Annotated in this window: 27 protein-coding genes; 12 read left to right on the top strand and 15 right to left on the bottom strand. The window is 55.6% G+C overall.

What is annotated here, in order from left to right; genetic code table 11:
- Positions 1–53: 53 nt before the first annotated feature.
- The 4 genes from GYA95_RS26375 to GYA95_RS26385 all read right to left on the bottom strand — a co-directional run bounded on the left by GYA95_RS26375 (position 54) and on the right by GYA95_RS26385 (position 1,327).
- Positions 54–449, bottom strand: coding sequence for a hypothetical protein (locus GYA95_RS26375; protein ID WP_054572138.1), 396 nt, complete (start codon positions 447–449; stop codon positions 54–56).
- Positions 450–519: 70 nt separating this feature from the next.
- Positions 520–822: a nucleotidyltransferase family protein gene (locus tag GYA95_RS26380; protein WP_054572137.1), complete on the bottom strand. Its 303-nt coding sequence runs from the start codon at positions 820–822 to the stop codon at positions 520–522.
- Positions 812–1,021 carry a hypothetical protein gene (locus tag GYA95_RS27725; protein WP_131812214.1) on the bottom strand — a complete coding sequence of 70 codons (210 nt, stop codon included), beginning with the start codon at positions 1,019–1,021 and terminating at the stop codon, positions 812–814. Before GYA95_RS27725 ends, GYA95_RS26380 begins: the two co-directional genes overlap by 11 nt.
- Before the next feature lie 96 nt (positions 1,022–1,117).
- Positions 1,118–1,327, bottom strand: coding sequence for a hypothetical protein (locus GYA95_RS26385; RefSeq protein WP_075047053.1), 210 nt, complete (start codon positions 1,325–1,327; stop codon positions 1,118–1,120).
- Between the two features lie 456 nt (positions 1,328–1,783).
- Here GYA95_RS26385 and GYA95_RS26390 point away from each other — a divergent pair, with 456 nt between their 5' ends.
- The 7 genes from GYA95_RS26390 (at position 1,784) to tnpC (ending at position 7,609) form a co-directional block, all read left to right on the top strand.
- Positions 1,784–2,851, top strand: a complete 1,068-nt coding sequence (locus GYA95_RS26390; RefSeq protein ID WP_054572135.1) for an LLM class flavin-dependent oxidoreductase — start codon at positions 1,784–1,786, stop codon at positions 2,849–2,851.
- Positions 2,848–3,378: a flavin reductase family protein gene (locus GYA95_RS26395; protein ID WP_054572134.1), complete on the top strand. Its 531-nt coding sequence runs from the start codon at positions 2,848–2,850 to the stop codon at positions 3,376–3,378. Before GYA95_RS26390 ends, GYA95_RS26395 begins: the two co-directional genes overlap by 4 nt.
- Positions 3,375–3,677 carry an EthD family reductase gene (locus GYA95_RS26400; RefSeq protein WP_054572133.1) on the top strand — a complete coding sequence of 101 codons (303 nt, stop codon included), beginning with the start codon at positions 3,375–3,377 and terminating at the stop codon, positions 3,675–3,677. The genes GYA95_RS26395 and GYA95_RS26400 overlap by 4 nt, the downstream gene beginning before the upstream one ends.
- Positions 3,678–3,701: 24 nt before the next feature.
- Positions 3,702–5,204: an aldehyde dehydrogenase family protein gene (locus tag GYA95_RS26405; RefSeq protein WP_054572132.1), complete on the top strand. Its 1,503-nt coding sequence runs from the start codon at positions 3,702–3,704 to the stop codon at positions 5,202–5,204.
- A 143-nt stretch (positions 5,205–5,347) separates the two neighbouring features.
- The gene (tnpA, locus tag GYA95_RS26410) at positions 5,348–5,680 is read left to right on the top strand and encodes an IS66-like element accessory protein TnpA (RefSeq protein ID WP_009684096.1); all 333 of its coding nucleotides are present in this window, start codon (positions 5,348–5,350) and stop codon (positions 5,678–5,680) included.
- Complete coding sequence (tnpB, locus tag GYA95_RS28100; protein WP_009684097.1) at positions 5,677–6,012, top strand: IS66 family insertion sequence element accessory protein TnpB; 336 nt, start codon at positions 5,677–5,679, stop codon at positions 6,010–6,012. Before tnpA ends, tnpB begins: the two co-directional genes overlap by 4 nt.
- A 61-nt stretch (positions 6,013–6,073) precedes the next feature.
- Positions 6,074–7,609, top strand: coding sequence for an IS66 family transposase (gene tnpC, locus GYA95_RS26420; RefSeq protein ID WP_009684098.1), 1,536 nt, complete (start codon positions 6,074–6,076; stop codon positions 7,607–7,609).
- A 33-nt stretch (positions 7,610–7,642) separates the two neighbouring features.
- Here the strand turns inward: tnpC and GYA95_RS26425 are convergent, their stop codons facing one another.
- From GYA95_RS26425 to GYA95_RS26450, 6 genes are all read right to left on the bottom strand, one after another.
- On the bottom strand, positions 7,643–8,176 hold the full coding sequence (locus tag GYA95_RS26425) for an NUDIX hydrolase (protein WP_009684099.1): 534 nt from the start codon (positions 8,174–8,176) through the stop codon (positions 7,643–7,645).
- Between the two features lie 92 nt (positions 8,177–8,268).
- Positions 8,269–9,120, bottom strand: a complete 852-nt coding sequence (locus GYA95_RS26430; RefSeq protein WP_012316922.1) for a universal stress protein — start codon at positions 9,118–9,120, stop codon at positions 8,269–8,271.
- Between the two features lie 11 nt (positions 9,121–9,131).
- Positions 9,132–10,619 carry a SulP family inorganic anion transporter gene (locus GYA95_RS26435; RefSeq protein ID WP_009684101.1) on the bottom strand — a complete coding sequence of 496 codons (1,488 nt, stop codon included), beginning with the start codon at positions 10,617–10,619 and terminating at the stop codon, positions 9,132–9,134.
- Positions 10,620–11,101: 482 nt separating this feature from the next.
- Entirely contained in the window at positions 11,102–12,112 is a 1,011-nt protein-coding gene (locus tag GYA95_RS26440) for an Lrp/AsnC family transcriptional regulator (RefSeq protein WP_131812213.1), read from the bottom strand.
- Between the two features lie 61 nt (positions 12,113–12,173).
- Positions 12,174–13,289 (bottom strand): bifunctional 3,4-dihydroxy-2-butanone-4-phosphate synthase/GTP cyclohydrolase II, encoded by a 1,116-nt coding sequence (gene ribBA / locus GYA95_RS26445; RefSeq protein ID WP_054572130.1) that lies wholly within the window; start codon positions 13,287–13,289, stop codon positions 12,174–12,176.
- Positions 13,290–13,323: 34 nt separating this feature from the next.
- Positions 13,324–14,277: a CobW family GTP-binding protein gene (locus GYA95_RS26450; RefSeq protein ID WP_054572129.1), complete on the bottom strand. Its 954-nt coding sequence runs from the start codon at positions 14,275–14,277 to the stop codon at positions 13,324–13,326.
- 235 nt (positions 14,278–14,512) lie between these two features.
- Here GYA95_RS26450 and GYA95_RS26455 point away from each other — a divergent pair, with 235 nt between their 5' ends.
- From GYA95_RS26455 to GYA95_RS26470, 4 genes are all read left to right on the top strand, one after another.
- On the top strand, positions 14,513–16,171 hold the full coding sequence (locus GYA95_RS26455; RefSeq protein ID WP_054572128.1) for an amidohydrolase: 1,659 nt from the start codon (positions 14,513–14,515) through the stop codon (positions 16,169–16,171).
- A gap of 63 nt (positions 16,172–16,234) precedes the next feature.
- Entirely contained in the window at positions 16,235–16,387 is a 153-nt protein-coding gene (locus GYA95_RS26460) for a hypothetical protein (protein ID WP_155738420.1), read from the top strand.
- On the top strand, positions 16,384–17,829 hold the full coding sequence (locus tag GYA95_RS26465; RefSeq protein ID WP_081013923.1) for a purine-cytosine permease family protein: 1,446 nt from the start codon (positions 16,384–16,386) through the stop codon (positions 17,827–17,829). Before GYA95_RS26460 ends, GYA95_RS26465 begins: the two co-directional genes overlap by 4 nt.
- A gap of 57 nt (positions 17,830–17,886) precedes the next feature.
- Positions 17,887–18,252 carry a nuclear transport factor 2 family protein gene (locus GYA95_RS26470; RefSeq protein WP_161551524.1) on the top strand — a complete coding sequence of 122 codons (366 nt, stop codon included), beginning with the start codon at positions 17,887–17,889 and terminating at the stop codon, positions 18,250–18,252.
- A 240-nt stretch (positions 18,253–18,492) separates the two neighbouring features.
- Here the strand turns inward: GYA95_RS26470 and GYA95_RS26475 are convergent, their stop codons facing one another.
- From GYA95_RS26475 to GYA95_RS26490, 5 genes are all read right to left on the bottom strand, one after another.
- The gene (locus tag GYA95_RS26475; RefSeq protein WP_054572125.1) at positions 18,493–18,858 is read right to left on the bottom strand and encodes a histone-like nucleoid-structuring protein, MvaT/MvaU family; all 366 of its coding nucleotides are present in this window, start codon (positions 18,856–18,858) and stop codon (positions 18,493–18,495) included.
- Positions 18,859–19,017: 159 nt separating this feature from the next.
- Positions 19,018–19,308, bottom strand: a complete 291-nt coding sequence (locus tag GYA95_RS26480) for a hypothetical protein (protein WP_054572124.1) — start codon at positions 19,306–19,308, stop codon at positions 19,018–19,020.
- A gap of 267 nt (positions 19,309–19,575) precedes the next feature.
- Positions 19,576–19,965 (bottom strand): hypothetical protein, encoded by a 390-nt coding sequence (locus tag GYA95_RS28105; RefSeq protein ID WP_054572123.1) that lies wholly within the window; start codon positions 19,963–19,965, stop codon positions 19,576–19,578.
- Positions 19,962–20,438, bottom strand: coding sequence for a hypothetical protein (locus GYA95_RS26485; RefSeq protein ID WP_054572122.1), 477 nt, complete (start codon positions 20,436–20,438; stop codon positions 19,962–19,964). The genes GYA95_RS28105 and GYA95_RS26485 overlap by 4 nt, the downstream gene beginning before the upstream one ends.
- A 43-nt stretch (positions 20,439–20,481) precedes the next feature.
- The gene (locus GYA95_RS26490; RefSeq protein WP_054572121.1) at positions 20,482–20,880 is read right to left on the bottom strand and encodes a DUF6957 family protein; all 399 of its coding nucleotides are present in this window, start codon (positions 20,878–20,880) and stop codon (positions 20,482–20,484) included.
- 144 nt (positions 20,881–21,024) lie between these two features.
- On the opposite strand from GYA95_RS26490, the gene GYA95_RS26495 reads away from it, so the two are divergent.
- Positions 21,025–21,492: a helix-turn-helix domain-containing protein gene (locus GYA95_RS26495; RefSeq protein ID WP_054572120.1), complete on the top strand. Its 468-nt coding sequence runs from the start codon at positions 21,025–21,027 to the stop codon at positions 21,490–21,492.
- The last annotated feature ends 46 nt before the right edge of the window (positions 21,493–21,538 follow it).

Raw genomic sequence — 21,538 nt, forward strand, 5'->3', positions numbered from 1 at the left:
AGTTTGCTGCAATAGCAGCTCTCCTGCCTCAGCCATTCCCAAGATCGTCCTCTTCACTTCGAGCCCTGCCGGCTCGCACGGTGTGCTTCCAAGTGCGCCATTTCAGCGCCCCAGGTCAGAACGAATTTCTCGAAATCGTGGAAGTACGGCCCTGCAGCCACGCGGGTAGAGCCAATGCTCGCAGCCGCAAATCGCTGCCGCCAAGGCTCGGGAATGCTGTCTTCAATAACCAGGCGAACGCCGTTATGGGACTGCGTTGTGATGGAATCGACGAGCTCCTGGCTCGAGAGCTCATTACCGCTCATTAATGCCTTCAGGGCCTGGTCAACCTCATCGATCTCCAACAGCGGGAGTTCAGCGCGAGAGTCTCCAGGCTGCAGATCAGCAAGCGCCCACAAGGCTCTGCGCTTCGCGATTTCCAGGCTGCGCAGCTGGTGATGAGTCACCACGTCTCGCCCCTCCTTCTGTTATCAAAAACATCTCACGCGGCCATCTGACCTTTCCGAATAGGCGTGGTAGCTAGAGCTCGATCATCTTGCTCTCGATCTCCTGCCAGAAGTGTTCGGGCATGTTGTTGCCGATGTTGAAATCCACTGGTACGCCGATCAGTACCTGGAGCTCATCTTCAAGGTCGGCGATGTCGAAAAGCGAGATTGTGCCGGTCTTGCTGGAGGGAATGGTGGCGAGGATGTCGAGGTCGCTACCTTCTTGATCATCACCTCGCACAGTCGAGCCAAACAGCTGTGGGGATACGAAGCCGTAGGATTCGACCAGGCGCTTTATGGCTCCTTCTTTGCCACGGATCGCATCGCTAGGCTTCATGGGGTTTACTGGCCTTCGAGCGCGCCTCAAGCTGAAGTTCTTCACTCAGCTTTTGCAGATGAAGCTGATGCTCGCGAGCAACGCTATCAAGCGTTTCCTGATTCAAGAATACAGGGCGACGGCGAGCCATCTTTTGATCATAAGCGTCAGGAGAAGCTTTTTCCGGATCGGTTCGAGCACAACGAGTCACCTTGTCCACCTATCGGTTTGTCAGCTGTTGTCACAAGTGGATTGTAGGAGGCAAAGTGCAAGTTTTGCACCTTGCATGTTGGCGACCGATCTCCAAGGCCGGTTGCTAATGGCCTTTCGCTGCCGGCCCGCCAAGGGCTTGGAGCTGGTAATCAGTGACGGCTTGAAAGCGATGTTCGGCCATCAGCTTGAGGCGCTCCAGCTCCGCTCCAACTACCCCTTCAGCCTGGGCTTGGTGGTACAGCTTCAGCGCTTCCACAGCCTCGCTGTACAGGGGGTGGTCAGGCATGAGCACCTTGCTCAGATCTCTTTTCACGATCACTCCCTTTCGCCATAGCTAGCCGCCATAGTCGCCTCCATGGCTACATCGTTCAAGGTCGGTGATGTTAGCTCTCCGGCTCGTTGATCAAAGGCAGCTCGCTCGGGCCTTGACCTGCTAGTTCTTCGACTTCGGCTGCATCACGAATCCTCTATGTGATGCCATGTGCAGGCCGGTCTCGTATCGATGTTTCAGTTTCGTCGAGCAACACAAGTCCCTTATCAGCCCTCGGCGCAGAACGCAGGCCGGCGAATCCTTCAAGCGCTAACGCCGCGCATCTTCCCACCTGAAACTTGGCCAGCTTCTCCCTGATAGCCATTGACTCAATGAGCTTACCGCTCAGCCGAAAAAACCAAAGACAGCAAGTCGAGCGCCAAAAAACGCTTGAAAACGACAATCTTGCGGGGTTAGTCTGCGGAAACCGGAAAACAATAGCCCAACGGGAGTCAAAAAATGAAGATCAGTCTGTTGCAAGAAGGCGAAACCATCCAAGGCGTCAGCGTTCCGCAGCGTTATCAGGAAATGATCGCCGAAGCCTGTCTCGCTGATAAGCTCGGTTTCTACGCCTGGGGCACCTCTGAGCAGCACTTCAACCCACCGAAATTTACTGTCTCCGCGCCTGAGGTGCTGTACGCAGCTATCGCCGCACAGACCAAGGACATCAAATTGCGCACCATGTGTGCAGTGATGCTGCAGTGGAACCACCCAATCCTCGTCGCTGAACGAACCTCGACCTTGGACATTGTCTCCAATGGCCGAGCAGAAATCGCCACTGCGCGTTCGAACAACCTGGTGACTCTCGAAGCCTTCGGCGTCGACCCGAGCACTACTCGTGCGCAGTGGGAAGATGGTATGGAAGTGCTCATCAAAGCCTTCGCAGACGAAACGCTGCAGCATGAAGGCCCAATCTGGAGTATTCCACCCCGCACCATTGTTCCACGCCCGGTTCAGACCCCGCATCCACCAATCTACGTATCGGCCTCCAGCGTGCAGACGCATAGCAATGCCGGCGAGCGTGGGATTGGCGTGCTCAGTTTCGAAAACTACTTCGGCTTCGATTACCTCCAAGAGTGCATCGACGCCTATCGTGCGGGCCTAGCCACGCACAAGAGCTCCGTACCGCGCCGTACCGAGCAAGCAGGCCTCTACGTCGCCACTGCGTTCTGCGATACCACTCGAGCTCGAGCAATTGATATCGCTCGCGACGTCACCACCAGCTACTTCAAATTCATCATCGACCTCTACGCCCCGCTCGGCAAAAAAGGGTCGTATGAGTATCTGGATGGTCGAATGCTTCGCCTGCTCGATCACGAGGGCGACATGGACTTCCTCGTTTCGGAAACACCGTCCGTGATGGTCGGCGATCCAGACGACTTCATTAAGCGCATTCGCAAGCTACAGCAGATGGGCATCGACGAGATCCTGCTCCGAATCGATGGTATCCCTCACGAAGACATCATGCGCTCCATCGAGCTGATCGGTCGTGAAGTTATGCCTGTCATCAATGGGGGTGCCAAATGAGCCAGGTGCAGATGAAAGCGCCTCTCGAGGCGCCAGAGATCGACGTGCAGATCTTCAAAGAGGCTATGGCCGACTTCCCAGCAGCAGTCACGATCATCACTACCTGGGACAATGAGGGCCGCCCTGTTGGGGCGACTCTCTCGGCGGTCTCATCCCTGTCGGCGTCTCCTCCCATGATGCTGGCCTGCTTTGATCGCAAATCCAAAACCCTCGAATGCCTCACTCAGGGCAAGCCTTTCCTGATCCATGTGCTTGGTGAAGGCCAAGAACATTTGGCGATGCTGTTCGCAGGAAAGTGCGCCGACAAGTTTGAGGGCATCGAGTGGAAGCGCGGAAAGCTCGGCCTTCCCACGATTTGTAATGCAGCATGCGCTCTGGCCTGTGAGGTAGCAGAGGTTCTGCCGGGTGGCGACCACCTCATCGTAACCGGGCATATCCGCCACATCGACCACAACAACCAGCAGACACCGCTTCTCTACCATCGCAGGAAAATGTTCGCCGTACCCGCTGCTGGAGCGCCTGTATGAAGCAGGTGGTGGTGGTTTACGGAACTCCTGCGGATACCCAAGCGTTCGAACGTCACTACCGGGAAGTGCATGTGCCGCTCGTGAAGCAAATGCCGAACCTCGCGAAGTTCGAAGCCAGCATTACCAGCACTGCAACCGCCCAAAAAGACTGGCATGCGATTGCGGTACTGAGTTTCCGTAATCAGGAAGAAATGGACGCATCGCTGAGCTCCCATGCTGGTGTTGCAGCCGTGGAGGACGTATCGAACTTCGCCAGCGGTGGCTGCCAGATCTACACCTGCGAATTCGAAAGCTTTTAAGAATAACTAGAGCGAGGCCTTGCTATGAATCTACCACTGGATCCTTTGAAGCACCTGAGCGCGAATGTTCAGGCCTTTCTGAAGCAACCAATGAAACTGATGATCGACAATCAGTTCGTAGAAGCTTGCGAAGGTAAGGTGTTCCCAACGTATGACCCGGCTACCAGTCAGCTGATCGCGAATGTGTCCGAAGCTGGAATCGCCGATGTGGAGGTGGCGGTCGCTTCTGCCAACCGTGCGCTGGTCGGGCCGTGGGCGAAAATGCTGCCATCTGAACGTGAGGCTGTGATTCGCAGGCTCGCCGACCTCATAGAAAAGCACGGCGATGATTTGGCCCAAATTGAGAGCCTGGATAGCGGCAAGCCTGCTGCGCAGATTCGAGCTGTGGACATCGAGCTGTCCATCGGGGCGCTTCGCTACAACGCCGGCTGGCCGACGAAGCTCCATGGCCAGACGATCCCGGTGAGCGCGCCAGATATGCACGTCTACACTCGCCGAGAGCCTCTCGGGGTCATCGCTGCAATCGTGCCGTGGAACTTCCCGCTCTGCCAGGCTTGCTTCAAACTTGCACCCGCACTGGCTGCTGGTTGCACTGTCGTGCTGAAGCCTGCAGAGCAAACGCCTCTCTCGGCGCTGTATCTCGCCAAGCTGGCAATTGAGGCGGGTCTGCCTTCTGGAGTTCTGAATGTCCTCCCAGGCTTTGGCAAGGTTGCCGGCCAGGCTCTAGTCGAACACCCAGGCATCGCGAAAATCGCTTTCACTGGCTCCGAGGCAGTTGGCAAACACATTGTCCGAACTGCGGCCAGCGACCTCAAACACGTCTCCATGGAGCTTGGGGGCAAGAACCCGAACGTAATCTTCGCCGACGCCGATCTCGATCAAGCTGCCGCAACCGCAGCAATGGCCATCTTCTTCTACTCAGGCCAAGTCTGCGCTGCGGGTTCCCGCTTGATGGTGGAGCGCAAGGTTTACGAACGCGTCCTGGAAACGGTAATGGGGGAAACCGCAAGGCTGAAAGTTGGCCACGGTCTCTCGCCAGACACCTCTCTGGGCCCACTGATCTCTGCAGATCAGTTCGCCAGGGTCAGCGGATTTGTCGAGCGCGCCAAAGCTGATGGGATCGAATGCGTCATGGGTGGCAAAAAAGCGGGTGGGGCTCTCTCTGATGGCCACTTCCTTGAGCCAACGATCCTGTTGAATGCGTCTGACAATCAGGAAGTGGTAGCCGATGAAATTTTCGGCCCCGTCCTGGTAGTTCAAACATTCGAATCGATTGACGAGCTCACCACCCGAGCGAACAACACCGGCTTTGGTCTGTCAGCTGGCGTGTGGACACGCGACGTAGGCAAGGCACATAAGGTAGCCGCAGCACTCCAGGCTGGTACAGTGTGGATCAATACTTACGGAAACTTCGATTGCGCTGCACCATGGGGTGGCTACAAGCAGTCCGGGTATGGTCGTGACAATGGCGCTGAAGGCATCGAAAAATTCCTTCAGACCAAGACAGTCTGGACGAACTGCAACTGATCCTCGAGTGACGCCGTCTACATGATGGCGTCAGCTCAGCGTAACCGTCCGGCCAACTCACCTTCCTGACCCCGACGCCAAAGGCGATGGTGTCCACCTAATTTAAGTGGACACCATTTCTAGCCTTTTAAGCGGGTCTTTCCATGCAGTCACAACGCCGTTCCTATTCAAAATCCTTCAAGGCCCAAGTTGTCCAAGAGTGCGCCCAGCCCGGCGCATCGATTGCCAGCGTCGCGCAGAAGCACAGCCTTAACGCGAACCTCGTACATAAATGGATTAGGGTACTCACGAACAAAACTATGGCGCTGCAACCTGCTTTCATTCCAGTGCCCTTGCCGCTAGCCGGAGGACATTCGCAGGCAGCTTCATCAAGTATCTGCATTGAAATCCAGCACCCGCGTGGCACCGTCAAAGTGAACTGGCCGACCGAAAGCGCTGTCGCCTGTGCCACCTTTCTGCGAGACCTGTTGGAATGATTCGGATCGATGCCATCTGGCTTGCCACCGAGCCTATGGACATGCGCGCCGGTACCGAGACCGCGCTGGCCAGGGTGATCGCGGTGTTCGGTGTGGCGAAGCCGCACTGCGCATACCTCTTCGCTAATCGCCGTGCCAACCGAATGAAAGTCTTGGTGCATGACGGTGTGGGCATTTGGCTGGCAGCGCGACGATTGAACCAAGGCAAGTTTCATTGGCCCGGCATCCGTCACGGATCGGAAGTCGAACTCGATAACGAGCAACTTCAAGCCTTGGTACTGGGTTTGCCGTGGCAGCGGGTCGGCGCAGGCAGCGCGATCACAGTGCTTTAGCCCCTGCCATTAGCCCGTCGGTTTATCGCTGTTGACGACCTGCTCTGACACAATCAGCGGCATGACTTCCTCGCCCAATCTCGACCAGATGACACCGGAACAGCTGCGCGGCTTGGCCGAACAGGCTATGCAGTTGCTGTCCCAGGTCGACTCCATGAGCCAGAAAATCCAACGCCTCGAAACGGTCAACGAGCAACTGGCTCATGAAATCGCCATCCTCAAGCGACACAAGTTCGCCAAGCGCAGCGAGCAACTGAGCCCCGACCAAGGCAGTCTGCTTGATGATCTGCTCGATACCGATATCGCAGCTATCGAAGCCGAGCTGAAGGCAGCCAATCCGCCGGCCGCACCGGCCGAGCCACGTCATAAGCCCAAGCGTGCACCACTGCCGCCGCAGTTTCCGCGAACCGTGATCCGTCACGAACCAGAGAATACTCAGTGCGTGTGCGGCTGCCAGCTTCAGCGAATCGGCGAAGACGTCAGCGAGAAGCTCGATTACACTCCGGGCGTGTTCACAGTTGAGCGGCATGTGCGTGGAAAATGGACGTGCCGTCAGTGTGAAACACTGATCCAGGCGCCTGTACCGGCCCAAGTGATCGACAAGGGCATCCCGACCGCAGGCCTTTTGGCCCACGTGATGGTGGCGAAGTTCGCCGACCATTTACCGCTGTACCGGCAGGAGAAGATTTTTGGTCGGGCCGGACTGCCCATCGCCCGTTCGACACTGGCGCAATGGATCGGACAGACCGGTGTGCAGCTCCAGCCTCTGGTCGATGCGCTGCGTGAGCATGTGTTGGCCCAGGGCGTGATCCACGCCGATGAGACCCCGGTTCAGATGCTCGCACCAGGCGAAAAGAAAACCCACCGCGCTTACGTGTGGGCCTATAGCACCACGCCTTTCTCGGCCCTAAAGGCCGTGGTCTACGACTTCAGCCCCAGCCGTGCCGGCGAACATGCGCGTAACTTCCTGGGCACGTGGAACGGTAAGCTGGTCTGCGATGACTTCGCCGGCTACAAGGCCAGCTTCGAGCTGGGCATCACCGAAATCGGCTGCATGGCCCATGCACGCCGCAAATTCTTCGACCTGCATGCAGCCAATAAAAGCCAGTTGGCGGAGCAGGCGCTTCACTCGATTGGCGGGTTGTATGAAGTCGAGCGACACGCCAAGGAAATGAGCGACGAAGCCCGCTGGCGATTACGTCAGGAAACAGCGGTGCCCATCGCTGAAAAACTGCATGAGTGGATGTTGGCCCAACGCGAACTTGTGCCCGAGGGTTCGGCCACGGCCAAGGCCCTGGATTACAGCCTTAAACGCTGGGTAGCGCTGACGCGCTACCTGGAAGATGGTGCTGTGCCCATCGACAATAACCAGATCGAGAATTTGATCCGGCCGTGGGCGCTTGGGCGCTCGAACTGGTTATTTGCCGGGTCGCTGCGCAGTGGAAAAAGGGCGGCGGCAATCATGAGCCTGATCCAGTCGGCGCGTATGAATGGGCACGATCCGTATGCCTATCTCAAGGATGTACTGATGCGGCTTCCGACACAGCGGGCGAGCGAAATCACGCAATTACTCCCGCAGCATTGGATGCTTGCCTGAGGCAGGCTAAGTGGACTTCGCCAAATAGTCAGCTCAAAGGCTGATTGGCATCAACAATTCGGAAGCGACTTTTCTCAGCATGTAGGTTTCGCGCAGAATTGACTGCCCCATCGAAGACTCGTGACGCTGCATGACGGCTTCATTGTGTGCGATGGCTTCATGCAGGTTGATCCAGACAGGCCGCATACCATTAGCGATTTCGTGGCTTTCCATTCTCACCGGCTCTAGCTGGGGCGCTACTTCGCATTGATAAAAATGCGAGGTCATGTGCATCAGATCGTACTGTGGCTTTTGGTAGGGCCGGTACTCCTCGATGTAACCGTAGTGCTGGAGCACCTGTATTTCACGAGCACCAGTCTCTTCCTCAAGCTCACGCTTCAGGCCTGCGACAATGTCCTCGTCACCATCAAGGCCGCCTCCAGGAAAGCTGAAATCGTTATAGCGCTCGGTGAACAGCAACAGGATCTGTTCACCCCGCATCACGATGCCGCGAGCTGCATGTCGACGGAATACTCTGCCCTGCTTGGATTTCAGCTCGGGGTGAACAATTTCAGTTATGAGTTGCATGTGGTCTCGTAGCGGCAAGATCAGTTAGTCATCGTCCAGGGTGGCCACGGTATTTCCTCAGTTCTGGAAATACTGTGGCCAGTGGAACTGGCTCAGCGAAGCAGCAATAAGGGTACAGTGGATGTACGCAGCATCGTCGTGGTCGTGCTGCCTATCAGAAACTGCCTGATGCGTGAGTGCCCGTACGCCCCCATGACCAAGAGGTCAATGCCGTGCTCTGCCTGATACGCATGCAGTGTGGACTCTACTTCGCCTGGGCGGATCTCGGAATGCACCAGCGAGCCGGAAGACGCAAGCGTGGTTCGTGCCTTCTCCAGCGCGTTCTGGTTGTCTTCAGAATCCGTTCCAACCATGACGATATGAATTGGCAGGCCTTCGCACAGCGGGCTTGAAGCAAGCATCTGTAAGGTCTTGTGGCCTGTTGCGCTGCCGTCAAATGCCACCATGACCGTTTCAGGTTTCCTGAAATGGCTGGTTGTAATCAGGGTGGGGCGGTGGATAGTTCGGACTATCGCTTCAATCTGGCTGCCAAGACTTTGGGCACTGCGCGTGCTGTCCTCACCGACTCTTCCAATCACCAGTAACCGAATATCGTCTTGGAGATCGCTCAGGCTCTCGACGAGATGGCCATGGCGCTGCTTCATATCAGGTGACATGGCGCCAGAGTGAACTGTTCGCTCGCGAGCTTTTTCAAGCATGTGCTGCCCATGCTCCAACGCCAGTTTTGCCCGCTGCGCATCCAGCATGGCCAACTCTTCCAGCAGATGTTCTCTGCTACCGAGACCGATATTGCCGCTGAGGTCAGCGGATGCAGGATATTTCTCCTTATCCAGCACATGAAGCAAGGTCAGGGGAGCGCTGAGTCGTTGCGAGGCCCATGCTGCGTAATCGCAGACCGCCAATGAGGATTGTGAGTTATCAATGCATGCCATTACGCGGGTCATTGTCGTTCTCCTTAGTGGCTCATGAGCTTGTCGATGGCACCGGGTTTGTCATGCACGCCGAAGCGGTCAACGATTGTCGCGCTGGCTTCATTGAGACCGAGCACTTCAACCTCAGCGCCTTCGCGTCGGAACTTGATCACGACCTTATCCAGCGCTGCGACGGCGGTGATATCCCAGAAATGCGCCTGTGTGAGATCGATGGTGACCTTGTTGAGCGCCTCCTTGAAGTCAAAAACCTCAGTGAACTTGTCCGCAGAGCTAAAGAACACCTGGCCCACGACGCGGTAAGTCCGATGCGATTTCGTCTCTTCAAGAGTGCTCTTGATATCCAGGTAGTGCCCGACCTTGTTTGCGAAGAACAGGGAGGCCAGCAGCACACCTACCAGTACGCCGTAAGCCAGATTGTGAGTGGCCACGACGACCACGACGGTCGCCACCATGACGAGGTTGGTCGACAGCGGATGCTCTTTCAGATTACGCAAGGAATCCCAGCTAAAGGTGCCGATGGACACCATGATCATCACAGCCACGAGTGCCGCCATAGGGATTTTGGAGAGCCACTCGCCAAGAAATACCACCATCAGCAGCAGGAAAACGCCGGCACACAATGTCGAGAGACGGGTGCGGCCACCAGATTTCACGTTGATGATCGACTGGCCGATCATGGCGCAACCTGCCATGCCGCCAAGCATGCCGGCAGCGATGTTGGCCACACCCTGGCCTTTGCACTCGCGGTTTTTGTTGCTGGTGGTGTCGGTAAGGTCGTCGACGATGGTCGCGGTCATCATTGATTCGAGTAGACCCACTACTGCCAACGCAGCCGAGTACGGGAAAATGATGCGCAGGGTTTCAAAATTCAGCGGAACTTCAGGCCAGAGGAAGATCGGGAGCGTATCAGGCAGTTGGCCCATGTCACCGACGGTGCGGATATCCAAACCGAGGTAAATGGCGATGGCAGTCAGCGTCAGAATGCACACCAATGGAGAGGGAATCACCTTGCCGATTTTCGGTACATACGGGAACAGGTAGATGATTCCCAGGCCCGCAGCGGTCATGGCATAGACATGCCAGGTGACATTGGTCAGCTCAGGCAATTGCGCCATAAAAATCAGAATCGCTAATGCGTTTACGAAGCCGGTGACTACCGAGCGTGAAACAAAGCGCATCAACGAGCCGAGCTTCAGGTAGCCGGCAAGGATTTGAAGTACGCCACATAGTAGCGTCGCGGCCAGCAGGTACTGGAGTCCATGCTCTTTTACCAGCGTAACCATCAGCAGTGCCATGGCGCCTGTCGCCGCCGAGATCATTCCGGGGCGCCCGCCGACAAAGGCGATGACAGCACAGATACAGAAGGAGGCGTAGAGACCGACTTTGGGATCTACCCCGGCGATGATGGAAAAGGCGATGGCTTCCGGGATCAGCGCGAGTGCGACCACCAGCCCCGCGAGCACGTCGGCACGGACGTTGGAAAACCACGTTTGTCTAAGTTTTTGCAGCATATAAATATCCAAGGCAAAGCATCGCGCACGCCAAGGGAGTGGCGAGCGAATCGATACAAATTCAAATTTTGAGGATTTTTTGCTGTGTGCTTAAGGTGTAAAACCAGGCGTACAGCAGTGAGCACCCGCGAGCGAGGCTAGCGGAAGCAGGTTGTTGCGAGGGGGCGTAGCGCTAAGGCGGCGTAGGCTGCCAGTAGATCGTTTGGAGTACAGTCATGCTGATGTTCCTGTAGCTCAAGGGGTATGCGGAGCCGAAGTATACAATGAAGCCATCGTCGATTGCGACCCGCTGGCAGGCTCTGCATGACCTACGTCAGATACAGGCTTATTCAATGGGTATACCTGCGGGCAAGGCTTTGTTTTCCACCCGTTCTTGTCCGAGCTGGTCTGTGTGCTGAGGGGTGAGTTGGCCAGACGGTTACAGCTCAGCTTCGTTGGGCACCGCTTCATCCTCTTTAGCCGACTACCAGGTCGGCTTTTTTTCAGGAGCGGCCAGGGCCCAAGCGCTTATAGAGCAGATCGATGTATGGGAAACTCTCAATGCGCTCGATCCCTTCAACCATCCGAAGCTTGTCATCGATCAGGTCGAAAAGCGCGATCCTAGATTCGCATACCACCTCGACAAACAGGTCGAATCGACCGGCGCATATGGTGATGTAAGACACCTTCTCAAAGCCGCGCAGACGGTCAGCTACGTCCTTTACCCGAACACCTGGACGTACAGTCACCGCTACCCAAGCAAGAGCTCGATTTTCCAAGTTCATTGGGCTAGTGATGGCCATAATGTTGAGCAGCCCAGATTCGAGCAAAGCATTCAAACGCCCCCGCACCTGGGACTCGGAAATATCTAAAGCGTTTGCGATGTTTTTCAATGGCGCCCGACCATCAAAGCTCAGTTCATGGACGATCTTCCTGTCCACATCGTCCATTTCCTTGCTCAAAACTCCCTGCGACTGAGCCGCAGGAGCGCGACCGAAGAACTGCGCTCTCTGGTAGAACACGCTGTAGTAAGGAAAAACCTCGATCCCTTTGACCCCCTTCAGTACAGCGACCTCATGATTGAGGACGTACTGCATGCGGGCCATGTCAGAGCAAATGATCTCCACGAAGAGCGAGAAACGACCAGTCGTGGTGACGACATAATCGACATCAGCGAGGCCTATCAGAGATTCCGCAACGTCGGAAACTGGGGAGCTGAGATCAAGGGTAATGCCCACCAAAGCCCCTGCTTGATAGCCCAGGGAAGCAGGGTCTGTCAGAGCAACGATCTGGATAACATTCTGCTCAAGGAGCTGGTGCACTCTGTTACGCACGGTGCGCTCAGAAATATCTAGCTCGCGTGCTATGGCCACAAAAGGTCGACGACCATCCTCTTGGAGGTGGGCAATAATCTCCCGGTCGGTAGCTGACAAGGGCTGCTCTGAAAGCGGGCCATGGCCATTCGGATGGAGGCGAGTTACAGCGGGCGCTTCTTTCAGATCAGCTGTATTCATGTCGATGCGGTCAAGGAGGCGAATCGTCGTATTATCCACCCCCTCCCAGTTTGGGCAAGCGTTAAACTACACCTTCAGCCGGTAAGATCTCGACAACTTCCAGGTCATACCCTGCCAAACCGATGAACTTAGCGGGAGAGCCCATGTTCCGAATTTTCTTTACCCCCAGATCCTGCAAAATCTGAGCCCCCGTGCCTAGCTCAGCATAAGTGCGGGAATGAGCCCGCTGGCATTTACGACTAGGCGTGGTTAATTGAGGCACACGCTCAAGCAAAGCTTGAGACGTTTCATGTGTGGCGAGTATCACCACTACACCATGCCCTACCGAAGCGACTTTCTCCAAAGCCCCCCATAGCGTCCAGCTACTGGGGATGGTGCATTCGGCTCCAACCAGGTCGCATAGAGGATCTATGGCATGCACTCTTACCAAAGTGGGTTCATCGCCATGTAATCGCCCCATGACCATGGCCATGTGAACACCACCCTCTATGACGTCCTCATAGGTCACCAAGCGAAAGATGCCATGTACCGTTGGTAATTCCCGCTCGCCGATACGCACAACCGTGCGCTCTGTCGTCAGGCGGTGATGGATCAGGTCAGCGATAGTTCCGATTTTGATGCCATGCCTCTCGGCGAATGCTTCAAGATCACCTCGGCGCGCCATGCTCCCATCATCGTTCATCACTTCCACAATTACGGAGGCAGGCGTCAGTCCGGCCAAGCGCGCAAGGTCACACCCCGCCTCGGTATGGCCAGCCCTTGTAAGCACACCTCCCTCACGGGCTCGTAAAGGAAAAATATGGCCAGGCTGGACTAGATCATCAGCGGTAGAGTCAGGATGCACAGCAGTCAAAACGGTGTGAGCTCGATCTGCTGCCGAGATACCCGTCGTGACACCGTGGGCGGCCTCAATCGAGACTGTAAAAGCGGTCGTGAAGGCGCCCCGATTACTGGGCACCATCTGCTCCAGGCCCAAGCGGACACAATGATCATCAGTCAGAGTAAGGCAGATGAGACCTCGCGCTTCTCGTGCCATGAAATTGATGATGTCCGGAGTACATTTTTCAGCAGCGATCAGCAGATCACCTTCGTTTTCCCGGTCTTCGTCATCCACCAGAAGGACAAGCTTGCCCTGACGAAAGTCATCGATGATTTCTTCGATTGTGTTGAAAGGCATATTGTTATTGGTCGCCTAAGAGTGGAGTACGGAGTTAACGAAGGCAGGCTTCAAATGAGCTGCGTAGCGCTTCAGATTCAAGATTGCGGCCAATGAAGACGAGCTTGCTAACACGTGGCTCGCCGTCAGCCCAAAGCCGCTGGACATCACCGTCAGCCATCGCCTGAACACCTTGAAATACGAAGCGGCGCGGCTCATTGGTAAAAGCCAAAATCCCTTTGTATCGAAGAAGGTCTTCACCGTACTCGCGCTGCAGGGTCTGGATGAACCCCATGAATCGGTCTGGTACAACTTCCTTCTCAGTCGTCAGAGAAACGCTCACAACTTCGTCATCATGACGGTGGAGAAGAATGGGCTTTGACTGCCCCCCATTTTCCAATCGAAGAGTCTCCAGGGTAAAAGACCCACGCCCGGTGAGTATGGAGACGTCCAGATCACAATGGCGTGTTCGGAAGTGTTCGGCTTGGGGGCTCAATCTGCGCAAGAGACCTTCGACGGCGTCAGCCTGGCTTCCGGTAAGCGTCTCGACTTTGTTCAGCAAGACCGTATCCGCAAACGCCAGTTGCTGGACGATCTCGGGGTGCCGCTTCCAGTAGCTTTCGATGTGTGCTCCATCGACAACACACACCACTGAATCCAATACCAGGTCGTCGTTCAAATCATCATCGAGCATGAAGGTTTGAGCTATTGGTGCTGGGTTGGCCAATCCTGTTGTCTCGATGACGAGGGCATCGAACCCACCCTTCTCGAGCAGGATTTCTAGACTGTGCAAAAGATCGCCGCGAACAGAACAGCACAGGCATCCATTGCTGAGCTGAATGACCTGCTCATCTCTGTTCTCAATCAGCTCTGAGTCGATCCCAAGCTCTGCAAATTCGTTGACGATGACTGCATAGCGCCTACCGCCAGGTGCGGTAAGCATCCGCCTGAGAAGCGTTGTCTTTCCGGCCCCCAAGTACCCGGTTAGCACAGTGACTGGGATTTTCATAGCGATGACTCCGACGGCAGATCCTGACATCTACTCCGCTCAAACAGCCGTTGAGCGACCCGTGGAAAAAGGCGTTGACAACCAATTTCTTTGCTGATTATGTATCAATTCGCTAAGAAAAAAAACAAAAGCGGAATCCCGCAGGTCGGAAATCACGTTTTCCGTAGCTAGCGAGTCTGGTGCGACGGCCAATCCGTCCTCCAGCATCCTGAGGCTCCGCGCTGGAGAAGCAACGATGATCGAAAGAGATGCGCCATCCGAGAGAATTCTCCTCGGCGGCAAGGTGATTACCATGAGCCAGGATGCTGACCAGCATGCTCAAGGTATCGTCATTCGAGGCGACCGAATTGTGAGGCTGATCCGACGCGATCAGGTTGAGCAGTTCCGCACCCCCTCCACCGTCATCACCGACCTTGGTGATCGAACCCTGATGCCAGGATTCGTGGACGTCCACGCCCATGCTGAAGTGGTATGCCGCACAACGTTCAACACCATCGATTGTCGAGCACCGGAGTGCTCTTCAATTGAAGATGTGTCCGCCTTGCTCGCCAAAGCCCGAGACGAGAAAGCCCCTGGGGAATGGATTGTCGGCCAAGGAAACCTGTTCTTTGACCGCAAGCTGCGGGAGGGACGACTCCCCACCAGAGAAGAGCTCGATTCGGTAAGCCTTGAACATCCGATAGCCATCCGCGCCGGCGGACACATCACCGTGCTGAACAGCAAAGCCCTTGAAGTCGCGGGTATAGATCGCGATTACGTACCACCAGAGTTCAGTGTCACGGGGCTTCCTATCGTTGAACGCGATGAAAACGGCGACCCAACCGGAGTGGTCAAGGAGATGGACACGTTGCTTCCTCTCCCAGGTTGCGACCGTTCAACCCTGAAAAGCGCCTTGAAAGCGGGCCTTTTCGAGTATTTTACGCGATTCGGTGTGACCACGATTGGCGAAATCTCGGAGACCGTCGAAGGCATCCAGTGCATGGACGAGATGGCATGTGAAGGTACTCTGCCGGTCGCTATGAGGGTCTACATTTGGGCGCCAGGCACTATGGAGCTGGATGAGGCATGCAACTGGCAGGAAAAAATCCAGCTCAATGCCTCTGAGCATATGATCCGCATGCAGGGGATAAAGCTGTTTGCCGATGGGGGGTTCTCCGCGAAAAGCGCTGCGGTGAGTTGCCCTTATCTGGGCCTGAATGGCCAGTGCGGAGAGATCGCATTCCCCAAATACTTTTTCCGCCGAGCTTACGAACAGTCTCAGAAAAGCGGGCTTCAACTTGCAGTCCACGCTAACGGTGACCGTGCCCAGGAGTGGCTCTGTGAACTCGTTGAGTCGATGGGCGGGGCCAGTAGTGGCCGTACCCGCATGCGTATCGAGCACGCTGGCAATTTCATGCCCCGCCAAAAGACCATGGAAGCGTGGGCTGCAGCGGGCATCATCCCTGTCCCTCAGCCGGTGTTCATCTATACCTTCGGTGAATACTTCCCCGATTACCTCGGAGACACAGGACGCATCGGTCGTTTCCCATTCAAAGACCTCCTTGCCCAAGGTTGGAAGCTTTCCGGCAGTTCGGACGTCTGGATCGGTTCTGAACGTGAAGCGACGAACCCCCTCTTCAGTGTCTGGTGCTGCGTAAAGCGTCAAACCTACTCTGGCAGCTTCATCGATCCCGAGCAGGCGATCACCTTGGAGCAGGCACTGCGCATGCATACCCTGGATGCAGCAGCCACAATGGGAGAAGAAGACATTCGAGGCAGCATCACTCCTGGGAAGCTCGCCGATATCATTGCACTGGACAGAGACCCATTTGCTGTACCAGTTGATGAACTTAGAAATATAAAAGTGGAATACGTACTCACACAAGGACGTGCGGCTCTTAACCTTACCTGTTAACTGCCAATTCAGCCGGTTGTCAAAGACCGGCCCTCACAAGAAAAGGTTGCAGGAGATAATAAAATGCGTGCTTTACCGCTCGAACTTGAACAAAGAATAGCTCTGCTCGAAGAAGAACAAAATCAAGGAGCTGATTTTGACACCGCAACATGGTTCTGGCTCATTATTCTGGGGGTTATTATCCCAGTCGCCGTGGCTGTATGGGGGTGGGCATGACTAAGCACAATGTGGCCGAAGCCGTTGCCGACACCTCGGCCTGGCCTCTGCTTCCAGCAGAACGTGTTTGGGGAAGCTGGCAACTCCTCATCGCCCTTACAACGGCAGGAGCTGCTACCTGGTGTTACATCATTGGTGAGTACGTAGGTTATTACCTTAATTTCCGTCAAGGATTTGCGGCCCTTACTGCAGGATGTATGTTCGGGATGCTGATCACCGTATTGGCAGCATTGCCCATTTGCTGCCGTTTCGGTGTTGACTCCATTGCCTCGAGCAAGCCTGCTTTTGGCACCAAGGGGTGGGTTATCCCCGCAAGCTTACAATTCCTATCCATCCTTGGCTGGAACTGTCTGCTGCTAATTTTCTTCGGAAAATCCACAGCCCAATTCTTAGTCGCCGTTGGCCTCACTACCCCCGCACACAGTGGTATCGTTGAGCCGTGCGCTACGCTCTTCGCTTGCGTCTTGGTAATGCTACTGCTACTCAGAGGTTCTGGCGGTGTAGATCGAGTTGCGAAAATTTTGGTAGCCCATGTTTTCGTTGGCCTCTGGATGCTGTACATCATCGTGAACGAGCGCTGGGACGATTTGGCGATGGCAAAGCCAGCGCAGGCCTCGGCTGACCCTGTATGGAATTTCGTGACGGGCCTGGAACTAGGCATCGCAGCATCGCTGTCTTGGTGGCCATACATAGGGGCGATGTCCCGAATGGTTCCTAACGGCAAAAAAGCCGCTGTGCCGGCGATGCTAGGGCTGGGTGGTTCAGTCGCAGCGTTGAGTTTGATTGGGGTGGCAGGTGTTCTGGTTCTGAAAGTTTCAGACCCATCAGAATGGCTTCGAACGGTAGGCGGGCCGACCTACGCCATTATCTCGTTGGCCTTCGTCACTGCAGCAAACCTGGGCACAGCAGTAGCCGGTATCTACTGCTCCGCTCTGGGCTTGCGCCACTACAAAGTATTCGAAGAGATTTCGTGGAAGGTACTCCTGGTTATAATCATCACGCCTATCGCGATTATTGGTCTGGCAATACCGAACCTGTTCTTCAATAACTTCTCTGCGTTCCTCGGCTTTATTGGAGTTGGCTTCGCTCCGCTTTGTGGCATTCAGATTACTGATTACTATCTCTTGAGGAGAGGGAAAATCAATGTGCGGGGTCTGTTTGACGAAAGCGAGCCAATCTATCGTTATTGGAAAGGCGTGAACCCGGCAGCAGTCTTGGCTATGGTTGCTGGTGTTGCATCTTATATTTACGTTCTAAACCCACTGACCTTTGCTTCCAACGCTCCATACCCGTTGATACCTGCTTCCATTTTGGCGGCGGTGGTAGCGAGCGTAGTATTCCTGCTCGTTACTCGACTCGTAGTGATTCCGTCTGGTAAAGGTGGCTACCCAAAGACTGAAAAGGTCTATCAGCCTGAAGAGCACAGTACCCCACCTATCTGAAACAAGCCCGCCAGCTAAATCTGGCGGGCATCACCTTTAATGAATCCAGGTATCGGAATGACCACACTGACAACAGAACTTTTAGACGACATCGTTGCCGCCTTCAACGAGCATGACGCCGAGAAAGTCATTAGCTTTTTTCACACAGAAGGTGAGCTGATAAGCGCGAGCGGTGGCAATGGCCGAGGCACTCTCACGAAGGGCAGAGACGCCATTAGGGAGGCCCTCAAGGCAAGGTTCACCGCCAGCCCTGATATCCAGTGGATGGAAGGCATGAGCTGGATCGCTGCAAATCAAGCGGTGACTGAATTTCGAGTGGTCGCGACCTTGCCAGATGGTGGGAAACTGGACGTTCTGGGGTGCGACGTCTGGGAGTTTTCCGGAGATAAAATTCTCCGCAAAAACACCTACTACAAACAGTAGATCTGGTGGCCAAGCTCTACCTACTAATGAGCAGACCAGTTACGCCCTCTGGCAACCCGGATCACGAGTAGAAAAAAACGCCAGGGTTGGCGGTTTTTCAAAGTCTTGCTCGGGGTTGCCGGCTGTCCATGACGGGGTTTAGAGTGTCGTGAAGAGGTCTTTTCCTCAGAGAGGTATCGGTGCCGGATACGTACCAGATGAGGCTAACTAGAGGGCCGTCATCACGTCAAGGCGCTGTGCTTACTGCAGCCACGATTCCACGGTCTCAGCGCCATGCTCAGCTTTCCATGCCTTCAGAACGGCGTGGTTGCCGCCTTTAGTCTGCACGACTTCACCGTTGTGCGGGTTTTTGTAGACCTTCACTTCACGCGGCTTGCGAGTCGACTTCTCTTGGGCCTGGGGGGCCTGACGGCGAGTGCCTGCTTGTGGGTCAAGAATGTTGACTACCTCGCGGAGGCTGTAGCCGTACTCACCAAGCAATGCACGGAGTTTGTCTTCAAACTCCATTTCAGCCTGGATAGCGCCGTCACTTTTCATGGCTTCCAACTCAGCGAGTTGCTGGGCAAGCTGCTGCTCAAGGCGACGGAATTCTGCGAGACGAGACATTGTTAGCTTCCTAAATGGTCGGTCGTGCAAGAGTACATTCTGACCACACCGACCGCTACTCAGAAACGAGCGAAGCAATAATGCTATGTGCCGAGCAAAGCGTGCTGACCCACGCTGTGCCCACCCGTTTTCCTGGGGAGCTACAGAACGAGCAGGTCTTCAGCGATAGCTCGATGGCCACATCAACGGCGCCTCGGCAGTACGCGTCCCCGCCATCGTAGAAAAGTGCAGCTCGCCTAATTTGGATTTGATCTGCGAGACGGTAACGGGCATCACCTCTGGGTGCCGAACCAAGTGAACCTGCAATGTGTCGCAAAGCGCGAGGAGGATGTTCTTCCCACCTGGGCCACAGCAAATCTCATCGACGCCAAGATCAGAGAACATCTGAGGGTAGCGCTGACGAAACTCCCCAATATCGATCTCGGGAAGGGCTTCCGGGGACTGACTCATAGTGCTCAAGGCTTTCCAGAAGGAGTAGAGGCCCCGGCCATGGTGTGATTTGCGATCAAAATGGCAAGCAGAGCGCGCCGGCCAGGGATGGCCGAGAGGCGTGAGGATGGACGCCCCCAACGGGGCCGAGACCGGCAAAGCCGGGCTCGGTTTACGACAGCCGGCCCCAGAGGGGCACGCCCAGGACTTAGCGGTGCATTTTGCTGAGCCGCTCGACCAGTCTAGCGGGTGGGTACAGCTCAGCGTGACCAAGCTCGATTTTATAAATCACTGGAGACGGTTGGGTGTTGGCATATAGCGATCACCTGCCAAACGCCGAAACTCTTGAAGGCTTCGCCGCCCCCCATCTTTCCTAAACGTAGCCACCACGTACCTGGAGTTAAGGGTCGTGATAACCCAGAACCTCCCTTCTTTGGCCACAGACTGAATGTCAGATGTGCGGATCAGGTGGCCGTCTGCGAACCTACCAGTCGGGTGCTCAAGTAGGTGGCCAAATACAATGCCCACGGCGCTGCACGCGTGAATCTGGACGTTTACAAGATAGGCAGTTACCAGGGACTCATAGTCCTGGTTCACCGCTCGAGCAATCCGTAGCAGATCGAAGTCGCTAAAGCGCTTCACATGGAAGTCGACCGCGACAGTGTTGATATCTGTCACGAGTGAGAACTCCGAGGTTCAGCCCCGGCATTCGGCTTTGTGGCACGACGTCGGTACAGCTCCTTCACGCCGGTCAGGGACTCGACATCAAGCCTAGGCTCGTGCGTATCGACGTATACGGCGCCGCTCTCGACCTCAAGCACACAGATGGGCACTTCTGCACGGTCGTAGCCCATCGACAACGACTTGAGCTTCTCCATCTTCCAACCAGTGCCCTTGTTCATCCAGCCGGGAGTCATGACTTGAACATCCTGTACCACCAGGCACTCGTTCTGAGCCAACAGCAACTCCATGAGTCGCGGCTCATCGTTGAGCATCTCTTCATAGTCGACGAACCGATCCTCGTGCTGGCGCTTGAGGCTGACGTGATACCAGTGCGTCGCCAGGGATCGGGTGACTGCATGAAAGTGAGCGAGGCCATCCCCAAACATACCCACGGGGCCAGCCTGGTCTTGCGTGCTAATGCGGAACATCGTGAATCTCATCTGGGCAAGTCCGCCAGGCGGAGCTTGCGGGTCAAAATAATCCGAATATTGTCTTGAGCGAGGCAGTTTGCTCGCGACCTTGGCCGATCAACACATACACCGTGTTCCGTGTCTCAAACATGCATACGCCGTCATAGGTCTTGCACAGCGTCGACCGCACCCATCCGCCAGGCGGGAACCGCCCCTGGCTGTCGTAGGTGACGCAATGGGAGTACAGGAACATCGGCTGCAGGCCTGCAGATCGAACCCTCGCGAGCGACTCAGGCGGCTCATCGACGTGGAAAAGAAGCCAGTCCTCAACAAGGCAGTACGGTCTACGGGGGAAGCGTTCGGCGAGCAGTGCCTCAATCTCAGGTCGAGACAGGGATGTGCCAGCGGAAGAGATTTTTCCTTCCTGGAGCAACTCGTGCTCAACAGAGCTATCAGTCACCAAGTACCTCGGTATCCAAAACGACGAGGTGATGTGCGAACGGGATCGTAGCGGCAGATCGCCATTCGACTCACTCGAACCAATATATCTGTTTGAGCGAGTCGAGGCAAACGAGGCATACCGTCTCATTTTGCGGAGGCAGAAATGCCGCTACGCCATTCTCTCGCCGCCGTGCTTCAGTCGCTGCGAACGCAGCAAGGCCTGTCTCAGCAGGAGATCTCCGGCCTGGTTCGTCAACAAACGATCAGCGAGCTGGAAGCTGCTCGCTTCACGGCCACCATTGATACCGTGAGGGATCTGGCCATTTCGTTGAACATCAGCCCAGCCACCCTGTTCGCCATGGTGATTGCTGCTGAGAATCAGCAGACAACACACCAGGTGCTGATCGACGCAATTGTGGAAGCGGAGGCCTTGGGCAGAGCCAACGAGATCATGGAACGACGGCCTCGCGAGATTGAGCATCCACGAGTCACGGCTGCCAGAGAGAAGTGGAAGGCAGTTCAAGCGCTGAAAAAAGACGGCCTCACCCAGGCTGAGGTGTCCCGTGCTCTGGGGTACTCGAAGGGCACTGTGTGGCGGCTTTGGGAGCGGGAGCCAGGCAGCTGCGGCTGAGAGGCTCAGGGCGATACGAGAGCTGAAGGAGGCCGGCCTCTCTCTG

The sequence above is a fragment of the Pseudomonas asiatica genome (assembly GCF_009932335.1).
Lineage (GTDB): Bacteria > Pseudomonadota > Gammaproteobacteria > Pseudomonadales > Pseudomonadaceae > Aquipseudomonas > Aquipseudomonas asiatica.